At 74.3% G+C, this 26,861-nt stretch carries 20 protein-coding genes and 1 pseudogene; 16 read left to right on the forward strand and 5 right to left on the reverse strand.

The window, feature by feature from the left end:
• The first annotated feature begins 124 nt into the window (after positions 1-124).
• On the forward strand, positions 125-1,120 hold the full coding sequence (locus tag ACFVHI_RS13990) for a LysR family transcriptional regulator (RefSeq protein ID WP_063348996.1): 996 nt from the start codon (positions 125-127) through the stop codon (positions 1,118-1,120).
• Positions 1,121-1,209: 89 nt separating this feature from the next.
• Here the strand turns inward: ACFVHI_RS13990 and ACFVHI_RS13995 are convergent, their stop codons facing one another.
• Positions 1,210-1,536 carry a WhiB family transcriptional regulator gene (locus tag ACFVHI_RS13995; protein ID WP_063348997.1) on the reverse strand — a complete coding sequence of 109 codons (327 nt, stop codon included), beginning with the start codon at positions 1,534-1,536 and terminating at the stop codon, positions 1,210-1,212.
• A gap of 560 nt (positions 1,537-2,096) precedes the next feature.
• Here ACFVHI_RS13995 and ACFVHI_RS14000 point away from each other — a divergent pair.
• From ACFVHI_RS14000 to ACFVHI_RS14015, 4 genes are all read left to right on the forward strand, one after another.
• Positions 2,097-2,708 (forward strand): response regulator transcription factor, encoded by a 612-nt coding sequence (locus ACFVHI_RS14000; protein ID WP_014136228.1) that lies wholly within the window; start codon positions 2,097-2,099, stop codon positions 2,706-2,708.
• Between the two features lie 338 nt (positions 2,709-3,046).
• Positions 3,047-3,763, forward strand: coding sequence for an RNA polymerase sigma factor ShbA (shbA, locus tag ACFVHI_RS14005; protein ID WP_079135824.1), 717 nt, complete (start codon positions 3,047-3,049; stop codon positions 3,761-3,763).
• 285 nt (positions 3,764-4,048) lie between these two features.
• Entirely contained in the window at positions 4,049-5,551 is a 1,503-nt protein-coding gene (guaB, locus tag ACFVHI_RS14010) for an IMP dehydrogenase (RefSeq protein ID WP_063348998.1), read from the forward strand.
• Between the two features lie 189 nt (positions 5,552-5,740).
• Positions 5,741-6,868, forward strand: a complete 1,128-nt coding sequence (locus ACFVHI_RS14015) for a GuaB3 family IMP dehydrogenase-related protein (RefSeq protein WP_063348999.1) — start codon at positions 5,741-5,743, stop codon at positions 6,866-6,868.
• Positions 6,869-6,933: 65 nt separating this feature from the next.
• Here ACFVHI_RS14015 and ACFVHI_RS14020 read toward each other — a convergent pair whose 3' ends face one another.
• Positions 6,934-7,497: a hypothetical protein gene (locus tag ACFVHI_RS14020; RefSeq protein ID WP_380338887.1), complete on the reverse strand. Its 564-nt coding sequence runs from the start codon at positions 7,495-7,497 to the stop codon at positions 6,934-6,936.
• A gap of 254 nt (positions 7,498-7,751) precedes the next feature.
• Here ACFVHI_RS14020 and ACFVHI_RS14025 point away from each other — a divergent pair, with 254 nt between their 5' ends.
• Positions 7,752-9,719, forward strand: coding sequence for a protein kinase (locus tag ACFVHI_RS14025; protein ID WP_380338890.1), 1,968 nt, complete (start codon positions 7,752-7,754; stop codon positions 9,717-9,719).
• A gap of 10 nt (positions 9,720-9,729) precedes the next feature.
• Here ACFVHI_RS14025 and ACFVHI_RS14030 read toward each other — a convergent pair whose 3' ends face one another.
• Complete coding sequence (locus tag ACFVHI_RS14030) at positions 9,730-10,272, reverse strand: SHOCT domain-containing protein (RefSeq protein ID WP_380338892.1); 543 nt, start codon at positions 10,270-10,272, stop codon at positions 9,730-9,732.
• 57 nt (positions 10,273-10,329) lie between these two features.
• Here ACFVHI_RS14030 and ACFVHI_RS14035 point away from each other — a divergent pair, with 57 nt between their 5' ends.
• The 8 genes and pseudogenes from ACFVHI_RS14035 (at position 10,330) to ACFVHI_RS14070 (ending at position 22,928) form a co-directional block, all read left to right on the forward strand.
• Positions 10,330-11,454, forward strand: a complete 1,125-nt coding sequence (locus tag ACFVHI_RS14035) for a protein kinase (protein ID WP_380338895.1) — start codon at positions 10,330-10,332, stop codon at positions 11,452-11,454.
• Between the two features lie 160 nt (positions 11,455-11,614).
• A complete protein-coding gene (locus ACFVHI_RS14040) occupies positions 11,615-13,366 on the forward strand; it encodes a serine/threonine-protein kinase (protein ID WP_063349004.1) in 1,752 nt (583 codons plus the stop codon).
• 86 nt (positions 13,367-13,452) lie between these two features.
• Complete coding sequence (locus ACFVHI_RS14045) at positions 13,453-15,084, forward strand: succinic semialdehyde dehydrogenase (RefSeq protein ID WP_063349005.1); 1,632 nt, start codon at positions 13,453-13,455, stop codon at positions 15,082-15,084.
• A gap of 142 nt (positions 15,085-15,226) precedes the next feature.
• The gene (locus ACFVHI_RS14050; RefSeq protein WP_380338898.1) at positions 15,227-17,032 is read left to right on the forward strand and encodes a GMC oxidoreductase; all 1,806 of its coding nucleotides are present in this window, start codon (positions 15,227-15,229) and stop codon (positions 17,030-17,032) included.
• A gap of 491 nt (positions 17,033-17,523) precedes the next feature.
• Positions 17,524-19,011 carry a hypothetical protein gene (locus ACFVHI_RS14055; protein ID WP_380338900.1) on the forward strand — a complete coding sequence of 496 codons (1,488 nt, stop codon included), beginning with the start codon at positions 17,524-17,526 and terminating at the stop codon, positions 19,009-19,011.
• Positions 19,012-20,104: 1,093 nt separating this feature from the next.
• Positions 20,105-21,700: a glutamine-hydrolyzing GMP synthase gene (guaA, locus tag ACFVHI_RS14060; protein ID WP_063349008.1), complete on the forward strand. Its 1,596-nt coding sequence runs from the start codon at positions 20,105-20,107 to the stop codon at positions 21,698-21,700.
• Between the two features lie 190 nt (positions 21,701-21,890).
• Positions 21,891-22,439 (forward strand): annotated as a pseudogene (locus tag ACFVHI_RS14065) (DoxX family membrane protein); the annotation flags it as partial.
• Positions 22,440-22,643: 204 nt separating this feature from the next.
• The gene (locus tag ACFVHI_RS14070; RefSeq protein WP_279634955.1) at positions 22,644-22,928 is read left to right on the forward strand and encodes a Rieske (2Fe-2S) protein; all 285 of its coding nucleotides are present in this window, start codon (positions 22,644-22,646) and stop codon (positions 22,926-22,928) included.
• 16 nt (positions 22,929-22,944) lie between these two features.
• Here ACFVHI_RS14070 and ACFVHI_RS14075 read toward each other — a convergent pair whose 3' ends face one another.
• Together ACFVHI_RS14075 and ACFVHI_RS14080 are read right to left on the reverse strand one after the other, a co-directional pair.
• On the reverse strand, positions 22,945-23,154 hold the full coding sequence (locus ACFVHI_RS14075; RefSeq protein ID WP_380338903.1) for a hypothetical protein: 210 nt from the start codon (positions 23,152-23,154) through the stop codon (positions 22,945-22,947).
• A complete protein-coding gene (locus tag ACFVHI_RS14080) occupies positions 23,151-24,587 on the reverse strand; it encodes a PspC domain-containing protein (protein WP_380338906.1) in 1,437 nt (478 codons plus the stop codon). Before ACFVHI_RS14080 ends, ACFVHI_RS14075 begins: the two co-directional genes overlap by 4 nt.
• 179 nt (positions 24,588-24,766) lie before the next feature.
• Here ACFVHI_RS14080 and ACFVHI_RS14085 point away from each other — a divergent pair, with 179 nt between their 5' ends.
• Together ACFVHI_RS14085 and ACFVHI_RS14090 are read left to right on the forward strand one after the other, a co-directional pair.
• A complete protein-coding gene (locus tag ACFVHI_RS14085) occupies positions 24,767-26,179 on the forward strand; it encodes an ATP-binding protein (RefSeq protein WP_063351338.1) in 1,413 nt (470 codons plus the stop codon).
• Positions 26,172-26,849, forward strand: coding sequence for a response regulator transcription factor (locus ACFVHI_RS14090; RefSeq protein WP_063349012.1), 678 nt, complete (start codon positions 26,172-26,174; stop codon positions 26,847-26,849). The genes ACFVHI_RS14085 and ACFVHI_RS14090 overlap by 8 nt, the downstream gene beginning before the upstream one ends.
• The last annotated feature ends 12 nt before the right edge of the window (positions 26,850-26,861 follow it).

Consider the following 26,861-nt stretch of genomic DNA (forward strand, 5'->3'; position numbering starts at 1 on the left):
CCGGTCGCCGGGTTGCCCGCCCGCCCCCCTCGGGGTGGGCCCGGGCCTCCGGCGTGTCCGGCGTTTGAGGCTTCAATCATCAGTGGAATTTTGCCATTGGCAAAGATTGCCTTATAACTAAGGCATGATCGAGGCCCGTCACCTGCGCGTCCTGCGTGCTGTCGCCCGCACCGGCTCCTTCTCCGCCGCCGCTCGCGAGCTGGGCTGTACGCAGCCCGCCATCAGCCAGCAGATGAAGGCCCTGGAGAAGTCGGTGGACACCCCGCTGGTGGTCCGCTGCGGCCGGGGCATGCAGCTCAGCGAGGCGGGGCGGGTGCTGCTCAAGCACGCCACCGGGATCCTGGCCGGGCTCTCCGCCGCCGAGGAGGAGATCGCCGCGATCGCCGGGCTGCGGGCCGGCCGGGTGCGACTGGTCTCCTTCCCGACCGCGAGCTCCACCCTGGTGCCGCCCGCGGTCGCCCGGCTGCGGGACAGCCATCCGGGGGTGCGCGTGTCGCTGGTCGAGGCGGAGCCGCCGGAGTCGCTGGCGATGCTGCGCGGCGGCGAGTGCGAGATCGCGCTGGCCTTCCGCTACCCGCAGTCCGACGGCGGCGCCGCGCTGCCGGCGCCCGCGCACGGGACGCCGCGCGAGGCGCGGGCCGAGGCCAACCTGGAGGCGCAGCAGCTGAGTGCCGGCTCCGACTGGTCCGATCTGGTGGTCACCCCGCTGCTGGACGACCCGCTGGTGGGCCTGCTGCCCGCCGCGCACCGGCTGGCGGGGCGCGGCAGGCCGGTGGAGCTGGCCGAGCTGGCGGGGGAGCAGTGGATCGCGGGCTGCCCGCAGTGCCGGGGGCACCTGGTGGAGCTGTGCGCGGCGGCGGGCTTCGAGCCCCGGATCGACTTCGCGACCGACGACTATCCGGCGGTGGTCGGCCTGGTGGCGGCCGGACTGGGGGTGGCGGTGCTGCCCCGGCTGGCGCTGCAGTCGGTGCGCCCGGACGGGGTGTCGACGGTGCCGGTGCGGACGGCCGCGGGGGCGCCGGCGGTGCGGCAGGTGGTCGCGCTGACCCTGCCGGATCTGGCCGAGGTGCCGGCCGTGGCGCTGATGCTGGAGCGGCTGGCGGGGTCGGCCGGGCGCTGACCTCTGGGGCCTGAGCGTTCTGGACCGGGCTTGAACAGCCCGAAACGCCGCGAGGAAACGTTTCTTCACGGCGCGCCGTGGAGGCGGGGTTAGCGCCGCGCGATCGCCGGCGGGGTCAGCGGGACCTCCACCAGCCGGTGCCGCGAACGCCCCAGCATCTCCTCGCGCTCGTCCTCGGTCATCCCGCCCCAGACGCCGTACGGCTCGCGGACCGCCAGCGCGTGCGCCGCGCACTCGGTGATCACCGGGCAGCGCATGCAGACCTCCTTGGCACTGGCCTCGCGCGAACTCCGCGCGGCCCCGCGTTCGCCCTCGGGGTGGAAGAAGAGCGAACTGTCCACGCCACGGCAGGCTGCGGAGAGCTGCCAGTCCCAGAGGTCCGCGTTGGGACCTGGGAGGCGGGAGAAATCTGCCATGGCTCATTCCCTTCAGAGGCTCGTCGGCCGTGGGCCGGCGCTCAGCGGGCTGCTGCTGGGCGGCGCGGCGGGCGTCGATGCACTGGTGTGGACACCTGGAAATATGACTTACGGCAACTCCATGGACAAGTCACCCACAGAGTGGCACAACAGTCAATGACCATACGAAAGCTATAAAAACGGGCAAAGTGGGCAAGGGGTTCGGCGGGCGCGGGCGTGGCATTCGGGTGGCCGACGGGCGCGCGACACTCCGCACCGGTGTGCGGGTCGTGCGCCCACCGCGCGCGAGCTGGGCAAAAGTGCGGCGTGTGCACCGCGATGCGGCTGATCGGTAATGGGTTGGCCACGTACAGTGGTGGAGATGGCCCCGAAGGCCGTAACTCATTCGAGTGACGGTCGTTGGAAGTGCGGAGGCGGTTAGCGGGCGCCGGACGTCGGGAACGATCGCGGGGAATTTGAGGCGATCAGCACGGACTCTGTCGCCGATCGGCCGTGTCGGAGAGGTTCGTACCAGCCAGGAGGCTCAACGTGACGCGGATCAGCTGCGGAGGACGACGGTCATGACTTCCGTTCTCGTTTGCGACGATTCCCCGCTCGCCCGCGAGGCGCTTCGCCGCGCGGTCGCGACCGTACCCGGTGTGGACCGGGTCACCACCGCGACGAACGGGGAGGAGGTCCTCCGCCGCTGGGTGGCCGACCGCTCCGATCTCGTTCTGATGGACGTCCGGATGCCCGGCCTCGGCGGGGTCGAGACGGTCCGGCGGCTGCTGTCCGCCGATCCGGGCGCGCGGATCATCATGCTCACCGTCGCCGAGGACCTCGACGGGGTCGCGCTCGCGGTGGCCGCGGGCGCCCGCGGGTACCTGCACAAGGACGCCTCGCGCGCCGAACTGCGGGCCACCGTCACCCAGGCCCTCGCCGACCCGACCTGGCGGCTCGCCCCGCGCCGGCTGCGCAGCCCCGACATGGGCGCGGCGCCCACGTTGACGGCGCGTGAGATCCAGGTGCTGGAGGGCATGAGCCACGGCCGCAGCAACGCCGAGATCGGCCGCGAGCTGTTCCTGTCCGAGGACACCGTCAAGACCCACGCCCGACGGCTGTTCAAGAAGCTCGGGGCCTCCGACCGCGCGCACGCGGTGGCGCTGGGTTTCCGCTGGGGCCTGGTCCGCTGACCGCCGGTGGCGCCGCCGGCTGCGGCGCGCCGCCGGCGGTTCCCGGGACGGACGCCGTCCGGGCGTGTGACGTTACGGTCCCGAGGTTGCACCATGGAGTAGTGGAGCACCTCGGGGACCAGCGGACAGGCACTGCGGCGAACCACACGGCCGCAGCACATTCGGCGGACGGCGCGAAGGACGGGACCACCGACGGCGGCGGGGCGGGAGGCGGCACGGTGCAGGAGGGGCCGGTGGTGCGCGGCGGCACGCCGTACGGCACCGCAGCGCATAACGTTCCGGTGCACAACTCCGGACGCGGTGCCGCGTTTTCCCGCGCGACCAGGCACCATGGACCGATGCGTGACGACGTCGCCGGTGCGGCCGGCCAGGCGGACCCGGTGGAGGCCGAGCCCTCCGGCCCGGGTGGCGATCCGTCGTACGCCGACCCCGGCGGCCCCGGCGCGGTGCCCGGCCCCGGTCGACCGCCGGTGCTCGGCGCGGGCGGCTCCCCGCTGGTGGGCGAGCTCGTCGCGGCCGCCGTCCGCGGTGAGGGCCCGGCCATCGACGCCCTGCTCGCCTACGTCCATCCGCTGGCGCTGCGCTACTGCCGCGGCCGGCTCGTGCGGCTGCCCGGCGGCGCCCGGCACCACGTGGACGACGTCGCGCAGGAGGTCTGCGTCGCGGTGCTGTGCGCGCTGCCCCGGTACAAGGACCAGGGGCGGCCGTTCGAGGCCTTCGTCTACGGCATCGCCGCACACAAGATCGCCGATCTGCAGCGGGCCGCGATGCGCGGGCCCGGCTCGACGGTCGTCCCGCAGGACGACCTGCCGGAGGTGCCGGACGAGGCGCTCGGCCCGGAGGAGCAGGCGCTGCTGAGCAGCGACGCGGCCTGGGCCAAGGAACTGCTCTCCAACCTGCCGGCCCGTCAGCGCGAACTGGTGCTGCTGCGGGTGGCCGCCGGGCTCTCGGCGGAGGAGACCGGCGAGGTGCTGGGGATGTCCCCGGGCGCCGTCCGGGTGGCGCAGCACCGGGCGCTCAGCCGGCTGCGGGCGCTCGCGGAGGAGTCCTCCTAGGTCCTGTCCGGCAAGATCCGCCGGTCAGGACCTGAGTCCTGACCGGCCGGAATGAGCCACGGGGGGCCGGTGTTGTCAAGGGCACACGAGGACACATTCGCCGTGCCAGTACCATGGGGTATCGGCGCCTGGGCGGGTTGCCAAAGTTTCGCGGGTGCGCGCGGGGTTCCCCTGGAGGTTCCTCCAAAACCACCCGGCTTCGGCGGTCTGCTGCGAGTGAGCGATGAACGCGCCCCACCCTCAGGGCGTGAGCGGAATAGGCCGGCCACGGAAGGTACCCCCCAAATGTCTTACAACGCCGCAGGCGTACCCGAGAAGTTCGCCATGCTCGGGCTCACGTTCGATGACGTCCTGCTGCTGCCCGGGGCTTCCGCGGTGCTGCCGAACCAGGTCGACACCTCCTCGCGGGTCTCCCGGAACGTGCGCGTCAACATCCCGCTGCTCTCCGCCGCGATGGACAAGGTCACCGAGGCGCGGATGGCGATCTCGATGGCCCGCCAGGGCGGCGTCGGCGTGCTGCACCGCAACCTGTCGGTCGAGGACCAGGCCAACCAGGTCGACCTGGTGAAGCGCTCCGAGTCCGGCATGGTCACCGACCCGATCACGGTCGGCCCGAACACCACGCTGGCCGAGGCCGACGCGCTGTGCGCCAAGTTCCGCATCTCCGGCGTGCCGATCGCGGACGAGGCCGGCAAGCTGCTCGGCATCGTCACCAACCGTGACATGGCCTTCGAGTCGGACCGCAGCCGCCAGGTCCGCGAGATCATGACCCCGATGCCGCTGATCACCGGCAAGGTCGGCATCTCCGGGGTGGACGCGATGGCGCTGCTGCGCCGCCACAAGATCGAGAAGCTGCCGCTGGTCGACGACGAGGGCCGGATCAAGGGCCTGATCACCGTCAAGGACTTCGTCAAGGCCGAGCAGTACCCGAACGCCGCCAAGGACGCCGAGGGTCGTCTGCTGGTCGGTGCCGCCGTCGGTGCCAGCGCCGAGGCGTTCGACCGGGCCCAGGCCCTGGTCGAGGCCGGTGCGGACTTCCTGGTCGTGGACACCTCGCACGGCCACAGCCACAACGCGCTGGCCTGGATCGGGAAGATCAAGTCGGCCGTCGGGATCGACGTGGTCGGCGGCAACGTGGCCACCCGTGACGGCGCCCAGGCGCTGATCGACGCCGGCGTGGACGGCGTCAAGGTCGGCGTCGGCCCCGGCTCCATCTGCACCACCCGCGTGGTCGCCGGCATCGGCGTCCCGCAGATCACCGCCATCTACGAGGCCGCGGTGGCCTGCCAGGCGGCCGGCGTGCCGGTCATCGGCGACGGCGGCCTGCAGTACTCCGGAGACATCGGCAAGGCGCTGGCCGCCGGCGCCGACACCGTGATGCTGGGCTCGCTGCTGGCCGGCTGCGAGGAGTCCCCGGGTGAGCTGATGTTCATCAACGGCAAGCAGTTCAAGTCCTACCGCGGTATGGGCTCGCTGGGCGCGATGCAGTCCCGCGGCCAGGGCCGCTCGTACTCCAAGGACCGCTACTTCCAGGCCGAGGTGGCCTCGGACGACAAGCTCGTCCCCGAGGGCATCGAGGGCCAGGTGCCCTACCGCGGCCCGCTGTCGGCCGTGCTGCACCAGCTGGTCGGCGGCCTGCGCCAGACCATGGGCTACGTCGGCGCCGCCACCATCGCCGAGATGGAGAGCAAGGGCCGCTTCGTCCGGATCACCTCGGCGGGCCTCAAGGAGAGCCACCCGCACGACATCCAGATGACCGTCGAGGCGCCGAACTACTCCAACCGCTGAGTCCGCGCTTCCCAAGGGCCCGTCGCCGCACCGCGGCGCCGGGCCCTTCGGCGCGCCCGGGGGCGGGGGCGGGCCGCCGGGGCGGGCCCCGCGCCCCGGAGGCGAGCGCGCGAGGCAACCGGGGTGCGGGATACTGGGGGCGGCCGGGGTGACCCGGCGGGCATGAGCAACAAACCAGAAGGGCTCGAAGTGACTGAGATCGAGATCGGGCGAGGCAAGCGCGGCCGACGGGCGTACTCCTTCGACGACATCGCCGTCGTCCCCAGCCGCCGTACCCGGGACCCGAAGGAGGTCTCGATCGCCTGGCAGATCGACGCCTACCGCTTCGAGCTGCCGTTCCTGGCCGCCCCGATGGACAGCGTGGTCTCGCCGCAGCAGGCCATCGCCATCGGCCGCCTCGGCGGCCTCGGCGTGCTGAACCTCGAAGGCCTCTGGACCCGCTACGAGGACCCGCAGCCGCTGCTCGACGAGATCGCCACGATCACCGACGAGGCCGCCGCGACCCGCCGCCTCCAGGAGATCTACGCCGCGCCGATCCGCGCCGAGCTGATCAAGCAGCGGATCCAGGAGGTCCGCGACTCCGGTGTGGTCACCGCCGCCGCGCTCTCGCCGCAGCGCACCGCCGAGTTCTCCAAGGCCGTCGTGGACGCCGGCGTCGACGTCTTCGTCATCCGCGGCACCACCGTCTCGGCCGAGCACGTGTCCAGCGGCGCGGAGCCGCTCAACCTCAAGCAGTTCATCTACGAGCTGGACGTCCCGGTGATCGTCGGCGGCTGCGCCACGTACACCGCGGCCCTGCACCTGATGCGCACCGGCGCGGCCGGCGTGCTGGTCGGCTTCGGCGGCGGCGCCGCCCACACCACCCGGGGCGTCCTCGGCATCCAGGTGCCGATGGCCACCGCCGTCGCCGACGTGGCCGCCGCCCGCCGGGACTACATGGACGAGTCCGGCGGCCGCTACGTGCACGTGATCGCGGACGGCGGCGTCGGCTACAGCGGTGACATCCCGAAGGCCGTCGCCTGCGGCGCCGACGCGGTGATGATCGGTGCCGCGCTGGCCCGCGCCACCGACGCGCCCGGCAAGGGCTTCCACTGGGGCATGGAGGCCGTCCACGAGGAGCTGCCGCGCGGCAAGCGGGTGGACCTCGGCACGGTCGGCACCACCGAGGAGATCCTGACCGGTCCCTCGCACACCCCCGACGGCACCATGAACCTGTTCGGCGCGCTGCGCCGCGCGATGGCCACCACCGGCTACACCGAGCTCAAGGAGTTCCAGCGGGTCGAGGTGACCGTCAACCCGGCGCTCAACCACCGCTGAGACGCGTCGTGGTGAAGGCCCCCGTCGGTTTCGCCGGCGGGGGCCTCGGGCTGTCCGGACCGGCGTCAGTTGCGGTTGGCGGTGCGGCGGGTGAGGAGGAAGCCGCCGACCAGGGCGATGCCGTAGAAGGCGAGGTCGAGCGCGCGCAGCTCGGCGCGCCAGTGCGCCAGGGCGTCGTGCGGCAGGCCGCGCGGGCCGGGGCCGGCCGCGTGCACCCGGCGGAGCTGGCCGGTCAGCTGGCCGAGCAGCAGCGCGCAGGCCGCGAGCAGCGCGCCGAGCAGCGGCAGCACCCGGCTGCGGCCGCCGAGCCGGCCGAGCGGTAAGGCGACCAGGGCGGCGAGGGCGATGGCCAGCCAGCCGAGGCTGTCCGCGGCCCGGGCCGGCGCGCAGCCGTAGGCCAGGCCGCCGAGCAGCATGGCGAGGACGGCGAGGGCGACCGCCAGGGCGGTGCGGCGGCGCGGGCCCGTCCGGTGGGAGCGGACGGTGGGGACGTATCCGGCCACCGGGACACCGGGCATACCGGGCGCGACGTAGCCCTCGGGGGAATCCAGGGTGGGTGTGACCGAGTAGTGCTGGGCGGTGCGCGGCCGGCCCGACTGGCCGTCAGCGCCCGGTGCGGGTGCGGTCATGGGCGTCGGATCCCCCCGGAAAGACGATGAGCTGCCGAACGGTAGCAGCGCCCCGGCCAGATCTTGGCGAGTTTTCGATCACAGATCGGGCACGGAGCGCCGCACCCGATCCGGTATGCCCCGGATCGGGTGCGGGGGTCGGGTGGTCCCGGCCCCCGGGGACAGGGGATGATGGAGACTTGGGCGTTCGGGCCTGAGGCCGGGCCGACACGCCGTCACCACGACCGCCAGCAGCACATGGGGGAACGTTCCGAATGACCCAGGCGCAGGGTTCCACCGGCCGCCTCCTGGCCGGCCGCTACCGGCTGAACGGCGTGCTCGGGCGCGGCGGCATGGGCACCGTCTGGCGCGCCGAGGACGAGATGCTGGGGCGGACCGTCGCGGTCAAGGAACTGCGGATGAACGCCAGCGTCGAGGAGGAGGAGAAGCACCGGCTGATCGTCCGGACGCTGCGCGAGGCCAAGGCCACCGCGCGGATCCGGCACAACTCGGCGGTCACCGTCTTCGACGTGGTCGACGAGGACGACCGGCCGTGGATCGTCATGGAGCTGGTCGAGTCCCGCTCGCTGGCCGACGTCATCCGGGAGGACGGGCCGCTGGCCCCCGCCCGGGCCGCCGAGATCGCGCTCGACGTGCTCGGCGTGCTGAGCGCCGCGCACGCGCTGGGCATCCTGCACCGGGACGTCAAGCCGTCCAACGTGCTGATCGGCGACGACGGCCGGGTCGTGCTCACCGACTTCGGCATCGCCAGCGTGGAGGGCGACGCCTCGGTCACCTCCACCGGCATGCTGGTCGGCGCCCCCTCGTACATATCCCCGGAGCGGGCCCGCGGGCAGAAGCCCGGGCCGCCGGCCGACCTGTGGTCGCTGGGCGGCACGCTGTACGCGATGGTCGAGGGCCGGCCGCCGTACGACCGGGGCTCGGCGCTGGCCACCCTGACCGCGGTGATGACCGAGGAGCTGACCGCCCCGGTGAACGCCGGGGCGCTGCAGCCGGTGATCGAGGGGCTGCTCGCCAAGGACCCGGCCGAGCGGCTGGACGCCTCGCAGACCCGGTCGATGCTGAAGCGGGTCGTCGCGGAGGCCACCTCGAAGGCCGAGTCGACCACCGTGCACGCGCTGCCGGTCGAGAGTCCGGCCGCCGCCGCGGAGCCCGAGGAGGCCCCGGCCGAGGCCGAGGAGGGCCGCAAGCGGTCCATCGGGGGGCTGCTGGGGACGGTCCGGGTGGGCAGCCGGGCCAAGGACGAGGAGCCCGCCGCCGTGGCGGAGCCCGTCGTGGAGCCGGTGCCCGAGCCCGCTTCGCCGTCCTCGGACGTGGCATCGGGCTCGGCGTCGGGTTCGGCTCCGGCGGCCGAGCCGATCCGGCCGGTGACCAGCGAGTGGACCCTGGGCGCCACGCAGGCGGCCGGCGCCGACCCGCGCAACGGACGGCGGCGGCTGGCCGTCGTCACCGTGGTGCTGGTCCTGCTGCTGATCGCCGGGGTGGTCGCGGTGCTCCAGGCCGTCGGCAACGGGGACGACTCGTCGGCGAACGGCGCGGGCGCCACCTCGTCGGTCTCGACCAGCTCCGAGGCCGGGCCGAGCGGGACCCCGGCCGCCTCCGTTCCGGCGGCGGAGCCGGAGCCGGGCACCGACAAGCCCGCCCCGGACAAGCCGGCCACCGACACACCGGCCCCCGACAAGCCGGCCGACACGCCCGGCCCCTCTGCGGCCAACCCGCCGGCCGCCGGCGCGCCCGCCACCACCCCCGCGCAGAGCCCGACCCCGCCGGGGGCCGCCGTCCCGGCCGGTTACCACGAGTACAAGGACCCGACCGGCTTCTCGGTCGTCCTGCCGGACTGGCTCCAGCCGGCCGGTTCGGAGGGCGTCCGCCGGATCTTCAAGGGCAACGGCAGTACCCTGACCATCGAGTGGACCACCACCCCCGGCCCCAGCGCCGTCGCCGACTGGCAGGACTCCGAGCCGGGCCTGCGTTCGAAGGTCACCAACTACCAGCGGGTCAACCTGGCCGCGATCAACTACCGGCAGTGGAGCAACGCGGCCGACTGGGAGTGGATCAGCGGCACACCGCGCACGCACTCGCTCAACCGGGGCTTCGTCACCGGGAACCCGGCCAAGTACGGCTACGCGATCTACTGGATCACCCCGGACGCGGACTGGGGTGCCCCGGCCAACTCCCAGGCCCGGGACACGGCCTTCGCCACCTTCCAGCCCGCGCCGTAGGGCGCTAGGCCTAGCCGATCAGGCGGGCCTTGGCCCGGGTGAACTCCTCGTCGGTGAGCGCGCCGGAGCCGTGCAGGGCGGCCAACCGCTCCAGCTGGCCGAGGAGTTGGTCGCCCGCGCCGAGTTCGGCGGGGGCGGTGTCGGCCGCCGGCCCGGCGGCCGACGCGACCTTGCGGGCGAGCCGGGCGGCCTCCCGGAGCTGCTCGGCGAATACGTCGGCCTTGGCCACGTCCTCGAACCGGTGCGAGCCGGTCAGTGCGACGATCGTGAGCACGTCGCCGTTGAGCTTGGTCCTGGCCACGGTCGCGTCCGTGACCGCCGTAAGCGGAACCGGGACCGGCGGTTTACCGTCCTTGAGAAAGAGCAGTCGGTGGGTGGTGAGAACGAGCACGCCCTTGCGGAAGTGGTCGGGATGGCGCCCGGCCGTCGAGGCGACCGGATTCTCGCCGTCGATGACGACCGCCTCCACCGTGCGCACGGCCTCGGCCTGATTGGCTTGGCTGTTGTTTCCCGCCACTTTGAAGGCGGTGTCGATCAGATCGGTCCAGTCCATGGGACCGAGCGTAAAGGAGCCGCTCAGTAGGCTGCTCGGCGAGCGAGAGGAACTGGCATGCGAGGCGGCCCGGAGCAGTTGCTGGCGGGGCGGTACCGGCTGACGGACCGTCCCGAACTCCTGCGGGCCCTGGCGGTGGACGACCGCACCGGGGAGTCCGTGCTGCTGCGCGCCCTGGAGCTGCCGGCGCTGCTGACCACCGGTCAGGACCTGGACGGTGAGGTGCCCGCGCACGCCGACCGGCTGGTCCGCCGGGTGGCGGCGGTCGGCTCGGCCGCGCCGACCGGGCACCCCCGGCTGCTGCGCGGGCTCGGTGCCTTCGTCGAGGGCGAACTGCTGTGGACGGTGGAGGAGCGGTCGGGCGCCATGACGCTGGCGGACCTGGCGGCGGTCGGACCGGTGCCGCCCTACCGGGCGGCGGAGCTGGCGGCGGACCTGGCCGGCGCGCTGCGGGCGCTGCACGAGGACGGACTCGTCCACGGCAACCTGACCGCCGAGTCCGTGCTGGTCTGCGAGGACGGCGCGGCGATGCTCGGCGGGCTGCTGTCCGGGGTGGCGCAGGAGGCGCTGGCCGAGGACCTCGGCGGCCCGGGCGGGCGCCGCCGGTACGAGGTGCGGGCCACCTTGGTCGGCCCGGTGGCGGAGCGCTGGCCGTTGGACGGCGGCCCGGCGGGCGACTGCTGGGCGCTCGGGGTGCTGGTGCAGCGGCTGGTCACCGGCCGCTCGCCGTTCCCGGACGGTGGCGTGCCGGAGCTGGTGTCGGCGGTCCGGGACGGGCGGCGGGAGCCTGCGGCGGCCTGCGGGCCGCTGGCGCCGCTGGTCGAGCGGCTGCTGCAGCCCGACCCCTCGCTGCGGCCGACCGCCGAGGAGGCCCGCCGGGAGTTGGCGGCGCTGCTCGCGGGCGCGCCGGAGCCGGTCGACGAGGAGTGGGCGGCGCGGGCGCTGGTGCTGAGACCGGAGGCCCCGCTGGTGCGGCGCCGGCGGGGGCGGGGTGGTGGACGAGGGCGGTCGGAGGTCGTCGTGGGCGCGAACGCCGGCGCGAACGCCGGGGCGGGCGCCGGGCGGCCGGACGAGGTGCGGCCGCCGCGGATACCTCCGGCGCTGTTCGGCCCGCTGCTGGTGGGGGGCGTGTTCCTGCTGCTGGTGCTCGGGGTGGCCGCGGTGGTGCTGTTCGCAGGCTGACGGCCCCGGAGTGTCCCGGACCGTCGGTCCGACGGGCGAGCGTGATTACCGGGGCTGGCAAGGTGCGCCTAATGTGTGCGTGGGATTTGTTCGAACAGTGGTCTGCACCAGGCCCTCCGTCGCTGTGACGGCAGACGGATGTGAGGGGGAGTGGTCGCCGATGGGCGTGCAGGACCGGCCGGAGACGGCCGAGACGGAGCGGCTGCTGGCCGGGCGGTACGAGCTGGGCGACCGGCTCGGCCGCGGCGGGATGGGGACCGTCTGGCGGGCCTGGGACCGGATGCTGAACCGCGAGGTCGCGGTGAAGGAACTGACCGTCAACCACCTGCCCGAGGACGAGCTGCAGATCCTGCACGCCCGGATGAAGCGGGAGGCCAGCGCGGCCGCCCGGATCAAGCACCCCGGCGTGATCACGGTGCACGACGTGCTGGAGCAGGACGGCCGGCCGTGGATCGTGATGGAGCTGGTGGACGGCCGCTCGCTGGCCGACGTGATCAGCCAGGACGGCACCCTGCAACCGCGCGCCGTCGCCGAGGTCGGCAGCCAGGTGCTCGCCGCACTGCACCGCGGCCACCAACTCGGCGTCCTGCACCGCGACGTGAAGCCGGCCAACGTGCTGCTGGAGCGCGGCACCGGGCGGGTGGTGCTGCTGGACTTCGGCATCGCGACGTACGAGGGCTCGGCCGAACTGACCCGGCCGGGTGACCTGGTCGGCTCGCCGGACTACCTGGCGCCGGAGCTCGCCCAGGGCGAGCGGCCCGGGCCGGCCTCCGACCTGTGGGGCCTCGGGGCGACGCTGTACGCCGCGGTGGAGGGCCAGTCGCCGTTCCGCCGGACCTCGCCGATCACCACGCTGGCCGCCGTGGTGGGCGAGCCGCTGCCGGAGCCGGTCCGGGCCGGGCCGCTGGGCCCGGTGCTGGCCGCGCTGATGGCCAAGGACCCGGCCGAGCGACCGAACGCGGACGAGGCCGCCCGGATGCTGGCCGAGGTGCAGGCCGGGCACACGATCGGCCTGAAGCCGGTCGCGCCGCTGCGCGCGCCCACCCAGTCGGTGCCGGTGGTGGACCGCAGCGAGCGCCCGGCGGCGGAGGAGGATCCCGAGGAGGAGGACGCGCCGGGGGCGACGGCGGCGGAGGCCGAGGAACCGACCGGGGCGCGCTCGGGGGCCGTTCCGGACACCACCGGGGGCGTGGCCGCCGAGGCGGCAGCGCCCACTGCCGAGGTCGCGCCGGTGGCGCACCCCGTCACGCCCGCGCGCGGGCCGGCCAAGCGCCGCAGCACCCTGAAGATCGTCGTGATCGCGGTGGCCGTCGGCCTGCTGGCGGCCGGCGCGACCTTCCTCGCCACCCGGCACACCACCACCGGGCACGTCGCCGCCCCCACGGCCGACGATCCCGTCCCGACCGCCTCCACCAGCCCGGACCCGACCAGCGACGCCAGCCCGGGACCGGCGGCGCCCAACGGCTACCACTGGGTCGACGACCCGGCCGGCTTCCGCTTCCCGCTGCCCTCGGTCAGCCCGGCCTGGCAGCGCAGTGCCACGCCCGACAACCAGGTCTACTACAGCCCCGACAACAAGGTGCACTACCTGCAGTTCGCGGTCACCGTCGGCCAGTCGGTCAAGCCGCTGGAGCACCTGCGGCAGATGGAGGCCACCGTCTCCAAGAACCTGAAGGACTACAAGCAGCACAAGATGACCGGCGTCGCGGTGAACGGCCACGAGGCGGCCGTCTGGGAGTTCAGCTACCTTGCCAAGGAGGGCGGCCGGCGCCGGGCGGTCGAGGCCGAGTTCATCGACGACGACGGCACCAGCTACGCGATCTACTCGTCCAGCCCGGACCGGGGCAACGAGTGGAACGAGGCGGAGCAGCGCTTCAACGCGGTGCTGCACTACTTCACGCCGACCCGCTGACCGGGGGCGCCCGCTCCGCCCGGCCGCGGCAGATTCTTGTTACCGACGGGTACCGGACCGGCCGCCGAGCGCCTAGGCTGCGCCGTATGTCGGACCTCACAGCAGGCGCAGCGGCCACCGAACACCCCGCGACCGGGAACCCGCCCGCCCCCGGCGGGGGCCGGACCGTCGCGGCGGCCGTCCCGCCGTCCCTGGTCGCCCGGTTGGCCGCCGGCGTCACCGCCACCGGCGAGCCCAGCCTGGTGGAGACCGTCGCCCCGTTGACCGGCGAGCGGCTGGCGAGCCTGCCGCAGTCCACCCCGGCCGACGTCGAGGTCGCCTTCGAACTGGCCCGCCGCGCCCAGCCGGCCTGGGCCGCGCTGCCGGTGCGCCGCCGCGCGGCCGTCCTGCTGCGCTTCCACGACCTGCTGCTCAAGCGGCAGGACGAGGTGCTGGACCTCGTCCAGGCCGAGACCGGCAAGGCCCGGCTGCACGCCTTCGAGGAGGTGCTGGCCACCGCCATGGCCGCCCGGCACTACGGGCGGGCCGCGCACGGCTACCTCCGGGACAAGCGGCGCGGCGGGGCGCTGCCGGTGCTCACCCACGCAGTCGAGGCCCGCCGGCCCAAGGGCGTGATCGGCCACATCTCGCCCTGGAACTATCCGCTGGAGCTGTCCGTCGGCGACGTCCTGCCCGCCTTCGCGGCCGGCAACGCCGTGGTCAACAAGCCGGACACGCAGACCGCGCTGACCGCGCTGTGGGCCCGCGAGCTGCTGATCGAGGCCGGGCTGCCGGCCGACCTGTGGCAGGTCGTGCTCGGCGACGGCCCGGTGATCGGCCCCGCCGTGGTGGAGCACGCCGACTACGTCTCGTTCACCGGCTCCACCCGCACCGGCCGCGAGGTCGCCCAGCGCGCCGCCGCCCGGCTGGTCGGCGCCTCGCTCGAACTCGGCGGCAAGAACGCCATGCTGGTCCTCGCCGACGCCGACCTCGACCGGGCCGCCGCGGGCGCCGTGCGGGCCTGCTTCTCCTCCGCCGGGCAGCTGTGCATCTCGATCGAGCGGCTGCTGGTGCACCGCTCGGTGGCCGACGACTTCCTGGAGCGCTTCGCCGCCCGCACCCGGGCGCTGCGCCTCGGCGGCGGCCTCGCCTACGGCGCCGACATGGGCTCGCTGGTCTCCGTCCGCCAGCTGGAGGCCACCACCCGGCACGTGGAGGAGGCGGTCAAGGCGGGCGCCACCGTGCTGGCCGGCGGCCGGGCCCGGCCCGACCTCGGCCCGTACTTCTTCGAGCCGACCATCCTCGACGGGGTGACCCCGGACATGGCGGTCTGCGGCGAGGAGACCTTCGGCCCGGTCGTCTCCGTCTACCGCTTCGACACCGACGACGAGGCGGTGGCCGCCGCCAACTCCACGCCGTACGGCCTGAACTCCAGCGTCTGGACCAGGGACACCCGGCGCGGCCGGGCGGTCGGGGCCCGGCTGCGCACCGGCACGGTCAACGTCAACGAGGCCTACGCGGCCGCGTACGGCTCGATCGGCTCGCCGATGGGCGGCATGGGCGACTCCGGGCTCGGCCGCCGCCACGGTGCCGAGGGCATCCTGCGCTTCACCGAGGCGCAGACCGTCGCGACCCAGCGGCTGATGCCGATCGCGCCCTCGTTCGGCCTGGACGACCGGCAGTTCGCCGCGGTGATGACCGGCGGGCTGCGGGTGCTGAAGGCGCTGCGGTTCAAGTAGCCGTCCCGGACCGGGGGTTCGCTCCCGTGGTCGGAGCCGGCCCGGCCGGTGGTCCGATCCGCCCGTCCTGTGGCCAGGTTCCGTCCTGTGGTCAGGTTCGCCCGTCCCGTAGTCAGTTCGTGTCCCGAAGGAGCAATGGCAGATGGTGGAGTCCGGCGGTGCGGCGGAGTTCGACTACGACGTGGTCGTGGTCGGCTCCGGCTTCGGTGGTTCGGTCGCCGCGCTGCGGCTGACCGAGAAGGGCTACCGGGTCGCCGTCCTGGAGGCCGGCCGGCGCTTCGAGCGGGACGAACTGCCCAGGAACTCCTGGGACCTGCCGAACTACCTGTGGGCGCCGAAGCTCGGCCTCTACGGCATCCAGCGGATCCACCTGCTGGCCAACGTGCTGATCCTGGCCGGCGCCGGGGTCGGCGGCGGCTCGCTGAACTACGCCAACACCCTGTACGTGCCGCCGAAGGCCTTCTTCGAGGACCGCCAGTGGCGCCACATCACCGACTGGCAGGAGGAGTTGGCGCCGTTCTACGACCAGGCGCAGCGGATGCTCGGGGTCCGGCTCAACCCGACCGTCACCCCCTCCGACGTGCACCTCAAGGCCGCCGCCGAGCAGATGGGGGTGGGCGACACCTTCCACATGGCGCCGGTCGGGGTCTTCTTCGGGGACGGCCAGGACGCCGGCGGCAGGGCCGAGGCGGCGCCCGGGGACGAGGTCGCCGACCCGTACTTCGGCGGCGCCGGGCCGGCCCGCAAGGCCTGCGTGGAGTGCGGCGAGTGCATGACCGGCTGCCGGCACGGGGCCAAGAACATGCTCACCGAGAACTACCTGCACCTGGCCGAGCGGGGCGGCGCCGAGATCCACCCGCTCACCACGGTGGCCCGGATCCGGGAGCTCCCCGGCGCCGACGGGAGCCGCGGCTACGCGGTGGACGTGCGCCGGACCGACTCCCGCTCCCGCACCGACCGGGTGAAGGCGGGCGCACGGACCATCACCGCCGCCCGGGTGGTGGTCGCGGCCGGGACGTACGGCACCCAGTCGCTGCTGCACCGGATGCGTGACGGGGGGCACCTGCCCCGGATCTCCGGCCGGCTCGGCGAGCTGACCCGCACCAACTCCGAGGCGCTGGTGGGCGCGCAGACCACCGACCGGCGCTACGGCAGCCGGGTGGACTTCACCAAGGGCGTGGCGATCACCTCCTCGATCCACCCGGACGCCAGCACCCACATCGAGCCGGTCCGCTACGGCAAGGGCTCCAACGCGATGGGCGCGCTGTCGATAGCCCAGGTCAAGGGCGGCGGACGGGCCCCGCGCTGGCTGCGCTACCTGGGTGGGTCGGTGCGCCACCCGGTGACCTTCGCCCGCTCGATGAACCAGCACCGCTGGTCCGAGAAGACGATCATCGGCCTGGTGATGCAGTCGCTGGACAACTCGATCACCGTCTCGCTGAAGAAGGACCTGCTCGGCAAGAGCCGGCTCACCTCCGCCCAGGGCCACGGCGCCCCCAACCCGACCTGGATCCCGGCCGCCGAACAGGGCGCCCAGGCGCTGGCCGAGCAGATCAACGGCTTCGCCGGCAGCAGCGCCGGCGAGATCTTCGACATCCCGATGACCGCCCACTTCCTTGGCGGCTGCCCGATCGGCGACGCCCCCGAGACCGGCGTGGTCGACCCCTACCACCGGCTGTACGGCCACCCGGGGATCAGCGTGGTCGACGGCGCGGCCGTCTCCGCCAACCTCGGGGTGAACCCCTCGCTGACGATCACCGCGCAGGCCGAGCGCGCCATGTCGATGTGGCCCAACAAGGGCGAGGCGGACCGCCGCCCGGCCCAGGGCGAGGCCTACCGGCGGGTCGCCCCGGTGGCGCCGGCCCGGCCGGCCGTCCCGGAGGACGCGTTCGGCGCGCTCCGACTGCCGCTGCTGCCCGTCCCGGAGGTCCCGAAGAAGCGCGGCTGAGCAGGCCCCGACGGGCCAACCCGCCCGGCTCGGTACCCGGTTGACATTCGTTCGGATCCGATGGGATAAACGGGCTTTCTGGGGGACCAGGAACTCGTCGAGCGGGGGGAAACCGGTCCATGGCCATCTGCGCAGCGTGCGGCGCGGCATCGGTGGAAGGGGCGCCCGCGTGCGTCTCGTGCGGGCGGCCGCTGACGCCGCCCCCGCCGACGGCCGCCATGCCCGCGGTACCTCCCGCGGTACCTCCCGTCGTACCTCCCGCCGTTCCGCCCGCCGTACCGCCCCCGCCGGCGTACGGTCCGCCGTCCGCCGCGCCTGGGTACCCGCCGCCGCCTCCGCCTTCGCCGCCCGGCTACGGGCCGCCGCCGCCCGCGCCCGGGTACGGCCCGCCGCCCGGCTACGGCCCGGGCCACCCGCAGCCCGCCGGGCCGCCCACGCTGGGCAGCTGGGGCGCCGGGCAGCCGTACGACCCGCGGGCCGGCCGGCCGAACGTGCTGAGCCGGCTGCTCGGCGCGGACTGGCGCCCGGCGCTCCTGGTCGCCATCGCCCCGACCGCCGTGCTGCTGCTGGCGGCGCTGATCGTGGCGGTCCCGAGCGACTACCAGTACGCCTACCTGGTCCGGGCGCCCGGGTTCGGCGAGCGCTTCGGCGCCGCCCTGTCGATGGCGCTGAGCGCGCTCGGTGCGCCGTTCAAGCTCGGGTACACCACCGCGCTGCGACGCGGCGACGCGGCGGGCATGGACGCGCTGCTCCGGGCGGTGCCGCTGACGGTCACCGTGCTGTGGGCGCTGGCGCTCTGGCTCGGCCTGCGGACCGCGGCACGCCGCCGCCGGGCCGCCGGCCTCCAGCTCACCCGGGCCCAGGCCGCGGGCGAGGCGCTGCGCACCGCGGTGGTCCTGGCCGCGGTGACCGCGCTGCTCGGGTTGGCCGGCGGGACGTCCTGGGAGCCGCAGCGCACCGGCCTCGTCGGCCGCGCCCTCGGGGTGACGTACACCGTGGACTCCGGCTGGCTGGAGGCGACCGGCTGGACGGCCCTGCTCGCCGCGCTGACGGCCTTCGCCGTCCACGGCACCGACGCGCTGCGCTGGGCCGCCTGGCGCAGCCGGGCGGTGCGCGGCTGGGCGGTCGCCGCGCTCACGGCCGGCCGGGCGCTGGCACTGTCACTGGGACTGGCCTCGGTGACGGGCTTCGTGCTGGTCGCCGTCAACAGCGACGAGGGCTGGCAGACCCCGGTCTCGGCGGCCTTCCTGCCCAACCTCGGCCTGGGCCTGCTCGGCCTGGGCTCGGGGGCGACCTTGCAGGCGTTCAACGGGGCGAGCGGCGGGGCGAGCGACGCGGCGGTCGCGATCGGCGGCGACTGGCGGGACACCCCCGACAGGGGGGAAATCTCCTTCTTCGACCTGCACGACCAGACCGCCGACTGGCGCTGGACCGGCCTGCTGGCCCTCGCCACGGCGGGCGTCCTCGGCTGGTCGGCGTACCGGCGGCGGCTGGACGCGGCCGACCGGCTCCGGCTGGCGGCCGTCCACGCCGTGGCGCTCACCGCGCTGATGGCGGTGGGCGGTGCGCTGATGACGACCTCGACGTCCTCGGCGGTCGCGGGGTGGGACACCTTCGCCAACCAGACGGAGGTGTCCCGGGACACCTCGATCAACCTGGGCTTCGCCAGCGTGCTGGTGGCCAACCTGGTCTGGGCGGCGATCGGCGCGCTGCTGGTGCCGCCGCTGCTGGCGGCCGTCCGCGGCCGGGGCGCGGTGGCCCGCGAGGACGCCTACGGCGCTCCGCCGTACGGCGCGCCCCCGTACGGCGTGGTGCCGCCGCCGGGGGCGCCGTACGAGGCCGGGCCGGAGCCGCAGCCGTACGCCCCCGGGGCGGGGGTGGGCGACGTGGTCGGCTCGGACGACGCGCCGCTGGTGCCGCCGCCCGGGGCGTCGGCCGAGGAGCCGGTCGATCCGAGCGTCTGGCGCAAGCAGCCCTGAGCCGGGCAGCCGTGGGCGGAGCGGTCTGAGCGGAGCGGCCCTGAGCCGGGCGGCCCGGACAGGGCAAAGGGCCCCGCGGGGGAACGGGGCCCTTTGTCGCTCAGCACGCGGCGTCAGGGCTGCGCCGGTGCTGGGGGTGACGGCGCCGGGGGAGGGGCGCCGTCGGGTCGGTCGGCTTCGGGGTCGCGCCGTCGCGGCCCGGCGTGGGTGGCCGGTGGCGCGGGGCGCGCACGCTCGCGGTGCGGCGGGTCGGCGCGCAGGTCTGCGCCGGGCCTTCGCTCACGGAGCGTGAGGTGGCGTACGGGGCTGCCGCCCAGTGCGGCGGCATCGGTCGGGGCCTCCACGGTGAGCCTGCCGGCCGCCGGGAGAACCGCTTCCACGCAGCATCGTGCTGGACGAAGGGCTTGCTCTGCAACCGATTCGGCACAGTTCGACCCGGCACATTTGGTGCGGGTGCCGACTCCCGGGTGTGGCTCGGGCGCGGGTGCAGGCCTCGTTCCGCCCCGTCGGGCGGTTGTGGGCAGGTGTCGACACGAGGCGTCGATGATCACGGTGCGTAGTGGTGTGGGTGGCTGCGGCGCACGGGGACGCGCGTAGCGGCGCGGGACGGGAAAGGGTGTGCGCCCGGGCGTGCCCGGCTCGCGACGGGGGTGCGACGACCGGCCCGGGCGTCCCCGGGGACCGGCCGTCCCACCTCTCGGTCCAGTCGCGGCCGGGGTCGCTGTCCCCTGCTGTCCGGCCGCGGCACCCGCGCACGGTCCCACGGCGCCGTACTCCCGGCGGGGCCGGGTCGGCGGCGCCACATGCGCCGGTGGACTGGGATGAAGCTCCACGCGTGGTCCTGCAAGTCCGTACGGCGGCGCCCCTGGCCGGGGCGAAGGCGGCGCGTCTGGCGGGCGCGGCGCGGTCGTACGGTCGTCTGAAGCAACGAAAGGCGGCCCCGTCCGGTCACGGTCGTTTGGACGGGCAGACGAGTGAAACCGGACAGCCCGGTAGAATCGGTGTCCAGACACCCCCACCCGTCGCCGCCGCGGCCCCCGCCGGGGAAGCGGTTCGGTGTGACACCTCTCGTACCGCTGCCGGAAGGCCGTCTGTGTCCTCTGCAATTCCCGTCCAGTCCGCGCCGGACAACGACACCGTCCTGGTGGTCGACTTCGGCGCCCAGTACGCCCAGCTCATCGCCCGTCGGGTGCGTGAGGCGCGGGTCTACAGCGAGATCGTGCCGAGCAGCATGCCGGTCGCCGAGATGCTCGCCAAGAACCCGAAGGCGATCATCCTCTCCGGCGGTCCGTCGTCGGTCTACGAAGAGGGCGCGCCGCAGCTCGACCGCGCGATCTTCGAGGCCGGGGTCCCGGTCTTCGGCATGTGCTACGGCTTCCAGCTGATGGCCAAGACCCTCGGCGGCACGGTCGACAACACCGGCGCCCGCGAGTACGGCCGCACCCCGCTGACCGTCAGCCGCACCGGCTCCACCCTGTTCGAGGGCGTTCCGGCGGAGCACTCGGTGTGGATGTCGCACGGCGACGCCTGCTCCGCCGCCCCGGAGGGCTTCACCGTCACCGCGTCCACCGCGGTGGTCCCGGTCGCGGCCTTCGAGAACGACGAGGCCCGCCTCTACGGCGTGCAGTACCACCCCGAGGTGCTGCACTCCGACCACGGCCAGCAGATCCTGGAGCACTTCCTCTACCGCGGCGCCGGCCTCGCCCCGACCTGGACCACCGGCAGCGTGGTCGAGGAGCAGGTCGCGCTGATCCGCGCCCAGGTCGGCGAGAAGCGCGCGATCTGCGGCCTCTCCGGCGGTGTGGACTCCGCGGTCGCGGCGGCCCTGGTCAACAAGGCCATCGGCTCCAAGCTGACCTGCGTGTACGTCGACCACGGCCTGATGCGCAAGGGCGAGACCGAGCAGGTCGAGAAGGACTTCGTGGCGGCCACCGGCGTGCAGCTGAAGGTGGTCGACGCCGCGGAGCGCTTCCTGAACGCGCTGAAGGGGGTCACCGACCCCGAGGAGAAGCGCAAGATCATCGGCCGGGAGTTCATCCGGGTCTTCGAGCAGGCGCAGGCCGAGATCGTCGCCGAGGCCGGCGAGCACGGCGAGTCGGTCGACTTCCTGGTCCAGGGCACCCTGTACCCGGACGTGGTGGAGTCCGGCGGCGGCACCGGCACCGCCAACATCAAGTCCCACCACAACGTCGGCGGCCTGCCCGAGGACCTCCAGTTCCAGCTGGTCGAGCCGCTGCGCAAGCTGTTCAAGGACGAGGTCCGGATGGTCGGCCAGGAGCTGGGCCTGCCGGAGGAGATCGTCCAGCGCCAGCCGTTCCCGGGCCCGGGCCTGGGCATCCGGATCGTCGGCGAGGTCACCCAGGAGCGGCTGGACCTGCTCCGCGACGCCGACGCGATCGCCCGCGAGGAGCTGACCGCGGCCGGCCTGGACCGCGAGATCTGGCAGTGCCCGGTCGTGCTGCTCGCCGACGTGCGCAGCGTGGGCGTGCAGGGCGACGGCCGCACCTACGGTCACCCGATCGTGCTGCGCCCGGTCTCGTCCGAGGACGCCATGACCGCCGACTGGTCGCGCCTGCCGTACGACGTGCTGGCCAAGATCTCCACCCGGATCACCAACGAGGTCCGCGACGTGAACCGCGTCGTCGTCGACGTCACCAGCAAGCCGCCGGGCACCATCGAGTGGGAGTGAGCACTCCCGCCGGCCGCTGAGCCGCTGCTGAACGGCCGTGCCGTCGTTCCCGTACCAGGGAGCGGCGGCACGGCCGTTCGCGGTGGGGCGGCCGCCCGGGTGGGGACCTCCCACCGAAAGCGATCGGGAGCGGGCAGAATGCGGACCGGACCTGTCAGGGAGTGGCGGGCCGCGAGGGAAGGTGTGAGCGATGTCGGAGGCTGGCAACTCCGTGGCGGGTGACGGGGAAGCGGGCGTCGGGGGAGCGGCCGGTCTGGCCGACCGGGCGGCGCAGTGGCGGGCGTCCGCGTCCCGGTACGCGCTGCTGCCGCTGCGGCTCTTCCTCGGCGTCACCTTCGTGTACGCCGCCCTCGACAAACTGTCCGACGCGCACTACCTGGCCGGGGCGGCCGACCCGGCGTCGTTCGTCTCGCAGGCCCAGGTGGTCAAGGGCGGCAGCCCGATCTCCTTCCTGCTCGGCGCCGCCCTGGACGCGCCCACCCTGTTCGCGCTCGCCGTCGCCTTCGGCGAGCTGGCGGTCGGCCTCGGCACCCTGCTCGGCCTCTGGGGCCGGGTCGCGGCGCTCGGCGGCGCGATGATCAACCTCAGCCTCTGGCTGTCCATCAGCTGGAGCGTCTCGCCGTACTACCTGGGCAACGACCTCGGCTACCTGATGGCCTGGACACCGCTGCTGCTGGCCGGCACCCCGGACCTGTCGGTGGACGGCTACCTCGCCCGGCGGGCCGGCCGGGATCGGGGGCGCGGGCTGGGCGAGGACCGCGTCAGGCGCCGGGCGCTGGTGGACGGCGGGATCGCCGCCGTCGCGATCGGCGGCGCCGGGCTGCTCACCGGGTCGCTCACCCGGACCTTCGGCCGGGCCAAGCACTCCGCGCCCAAGCAGTCCGCGGCCCCGGCCACCACCCCGGCGCCGTCCGGACCGGCCCCCTCGGTGGCCGCCGCGAGCGTGCCGGTCGGCGGCTCGGCCCAGGTCAAGGACCCGGCCACCGGGGACGCCGTCTACATCGTGCAGCCCAAGGCGGGCCAGTACTGCGGCCTGTCCGCGGTGTGCACCCACTCCGGCTGCGCGGTCGACGCCCCGAAGAACGGCCAGCTGTACTGCCCCTGCCACGGCTCCCGGTTCGACGCCGCCACCGGCGCGGTGGTCAACGGGCCGGCGGTCAAACCGCTGCCGAAGTACACCGTCACCCAGGCCGGCGACAAGCTGAACCTCGGGCCGCTGCAGAGCTGAGCCTGATCGGGCGCGTTCAGTCCTGGCGGTCGGTGCGGCCGCGCCGGGCGACCGCCGCGACCGCGCCGGCCAGGCCGCCGAGGCCGAGCACGATGAAGGTGACCGGGATGACGATCCGGCCGTTCACCGCCTGGTCGTTGAGCGCCGCGACCAGGTAGACCACCGCGATCGTGCTGAACAGCGCCCCCGCGATCAGCGAGAACAGGTCGAGCCGGTGCTTCCTCACTGCTGGACCACCTTGATGTTGCCGATCCCGACCGCGAGTTCGAGATCGAATGTGCCCTTGGACGGATGGCCGCTGCCCGGTGGCAGCAGGTAGGTGTGGCGGCCGGTGCCGTCGTTGCGGTCACCGGGGGCGGAGACGTCGCCGAGGCCCACCCGGGCCACCAGGTTCACCGTCACGTCCGGCGGCAGGATGACGGTCAGCTCGCCGGCGCCGAGTTCGACCTTGCTGGTGAGGGTGGTCCCGGCCGGGTCGAGCCCGCTCAGGTCCAGCCGGAGCTGGCCGGCCCCCAGGGAGTACCGGGGCTGGAGGTCGGCCGAGGCGACGACGGTGAAGTCGCGTTGGCCGACGGCGTTGCGCATGGAGTCCGGGGAGTGTCCGACGAAGACCAGCGCCAGGGTGAGCATCAGGCCCGTCACCGCGAGCTTGCGGGCCCGGCCGAACTTCGAGCCGATCAGCAGCGTCAGGCCGATCACCAGCAGCGCGGTGGCCAGCACGGTCGCACTCAGCACGGTGACGCTGGTGTGGCCGGCCGAGACGGACCAGACCGCGGCACCCGCGCCGATCGCCAGCAGCAGGCCGAAGAAGCCGAGCGCGGACCGCTCCCGGGGGTGCCGGGCGGCGGCGGGCCGGGGCCGGCAGGCCGGGCCGTCCTTGCGCAGCGGGTCGCCCGCGGGCAGGTCGACGCGCTGCCACCAGGGCTGGGCCGGGCCGCCCGCCGGCGGCACCGGGGTGCCGAACGGCGGGGTGGGGCCGGCGCCGTACGGGTTGCGCTCGGGGTGGCGCGGGTCCCACAGGTAGCCGGTCGGGCCGGGGGCCGGGGAGTCGGCGGGCACCGTTCCGGCGGCGCGCTCGGCCGCGTGCCGGGCGCGGGCGGCCTCGTCGTCCTCCGCCCCGGACCACGGGGACGGGCCGTACTGCTCCCCGTCGGGGTAGTGGCGGTCGTACGGGCCGCCGGGGCGGCGTCGGCGCGCCCGGCCGCGGCGGCGGTCCGGGTCGTAGCGCACCGCCAGGAAGACCAGTCCGGCGAGCAGCAGCAGCGGGAACAGCTGGTCGTCCTGGCCCATCGAGGAGAAGAACACCCCGGTACCGATCACGGCCAGCAGCACCGCGCCGACCGACTGGCCGTCCACCCGGCCGGTGAGCACCCGCTGGAGTTCGGTGCGCCCGTGCCGGGTGCCGCCCCGGCCGTCCGGCACCGGCTCGGTGGGGACGATCAGCCAGGCCAGGCCGTACAGGAACAGCCCGAGGCCGCCGGAGAGGCAGAGCACCACGGTGACCACCCGGAAGACCACCGGGTCGATGTCCAGGTGCCGCCCGAGGCCGCCGCAGACGCCGGCCACCACGCGGTGGTGCTCGGTCCTGGTCAGCGGGGGGCGTTCCGGTTCCGGCGGGGCGGCGGGCCCGGTCTCCTGGATGCGGTGGTCGTCGGTCATGGGCACCATCCTCCCGGCTGCCCCGGCCCGGCCCAACCGGTGCGAGCCCTGCCCGGACCCTGACTTGTCCCTGAGAAGGGGTCAGGGACACACCCTGATGCGTCCGCGTGCGCGGGCGTGGAACCATCGGTGGCGTGGCAGCACCCGGTTCCGACCCCCGATCCCTCGCCCCCGACGCCGTGCCGTCGGGCGGCACCGACCCGACCGCGCCCGACGGCGGACGGCCGCCGTACCGCCGGCTCTACCGCAGCCCGCAGGGGCGGATGCTCGGCGGCGTCGCGCAGGGGCTCGCGGTGCACCTCGGGCTCCCGGTGCGGTGGGTGCGGCTCGCGTTCGTGCTGCTGTTCTTCGCGCAGGGGATCGGCACCCTGCTGTACGCGGCGTTCTGGTTCGTGGTGCCGATCGGCATCGGCGAGCCCGCGCAGCGCGGCGCCGCCCACTGGGTGTACGTCAACGGCGCCTTCGTCCCGACCGGGTCGGGGCAGCAGCCGGGCGGCGCGCTGAACAAGGGCCGCGGCGGCTGGCTCGGCCGGCTGCGCGAACTGCTCCAGCACGCCCTCCAGGGCGAGCCGGCCGCGGCCCCCGCGGAGGGGGAGGACAGCGCGGCCGGCAAGACCGGGCAGGGCGGCCTCGGCCAGCTCGCCGCCCTGGTGATGATGGTGATCGGCATCACCGCCCTGCTCAACGCGCTCGGCCTGCAGACCGCCAAGCCGTACACCTGGCCGCTGCTGGCGATCGGCGTCGGCGTCGCGCTGGTCTGGCGGCAGGCCGACGACTCGCGCTGGCAGCGCTGGTTCGGCCTGGAGGAGGGCGACAAGCGGCGCGGCGCCTACACCCGGGTCGGCACCGGCGTGCTGCTCGTGGTGGCCGGCACCATCGCCTTCCTCGCCATGCAGGGCAGCGGCTCGACGCTCGGCTCGGTGGTCGAGGCCTCGCTCGCGGTGCTCGCCGGGGTGCTGGTGCTGCTCGGCCCGTACGGGCTGCGCCTGTGGCAGGACCTCGGTGCCGAGCGCACCGCCCGCATCCGCGCCCAGGAGCGGGCCGAGATCGCCGCGCACGTCCACGACTCGGTGCTGCACACCCTGACCCTGATCCAGCGCCGGGCCGAGGACCCCAAGGAGGTGCTGCGGCTGGCCCGTGCCCAGGAGCGCGAGCTGCGGCTGTGGCTGTACCGCCCGGAGGCCGCCGCCGAGGCCGCTCCCGACACCATGGCGGAGAGCCTGCGCGCCGTCGTCGCCGAGGTCGAGGACCGGCACGGCGTCCCGGTCGAGGTCGTGATCGTCGGCGACTGCCCGATGGACGACCGGATCGCGGCCCAGATGCAGGCCGCGAGGGAGGCGACCGTCAACGCGGCCAAGTACGGTGGCGGGGGACCGGTCCAGGTCTACGCCGAGGTGGAGGGGAAGACGGTGTCGGTGTTCGTCCGCGACCACGGTCCCGGCTTCGACCCCGACACGGTGCCCGAGGACCGGATGGGCGTACGGGAGTCGATCATCGGCCGCATGAAGCGCAACGGCGGCACCGCACGGGTGCGGCCCGCGCCGGACGGCGGGACCGAGGTCGAGCTGGAGATGGAGAGAACGAATGACTGAGGCAGCGCCGGAGCGCACCGCGAGAGTCGTCCTGGTGGACGACCACCGGATGTTCCGCACCGGGGTCCGGGCCGAGATCGGCCGCACCGAGGCGACCGGCATCGACGTGGTCGGCGAGGCCGACGACGTCGAGTCGGCGGTGCGGGTCGTCGCCGAGACCCGGCCGGACGTGGTGCTGCTCGACGTCCACCTGCCCGGCGGCGGCGGTGTCGAGGTGCTGCGCCGCTCGGCCGGGCTGATGGGCGAGCAGGGCGGGGTCAAGTTCCTCGCCCTGTCGGTGTCGGACGCCGCCGACGACGTGATCGGCGTCATCCGCGGCGGCGCGCGCGGCTACGTCACCAAGACCATCACCGGCACCGACCTGGTCAACGCGATCTTCCGGATCGCCGACGGCGACGCGGTGTTCTCGCCCCGGCTGGCCGGCTTCGTCCTGGACGCCTTCGCCGCCACCGACACCCCGCCGGTCGACGAGGACCTGGACCGCCTCACCCAGCGCGAGCGCGAGGTGCTCCGCCTGATCGCGCGCGGCTACGCGTACAAGGAGATCGCCAAGCAGCTCTTCATCTCGGTGAAGACGGTCGAGAGCCACGTCTCCGCCGTCCTGCGCAAGCTCCAGCTGAGCAACCGGCACGAACTGACCCGCTGGGCCACCGCCCGCCGGCTGGTCTGAGCCCTGGCCCGG

This window comes from Kitasatospora sp. NPDC127121 (assembly GCF_042677305.1).
GTDB lineage: Bacteria > Actinomycetota > Actinomycetes > Streptomycetales > Streptomycetaceae > Kitasatospora.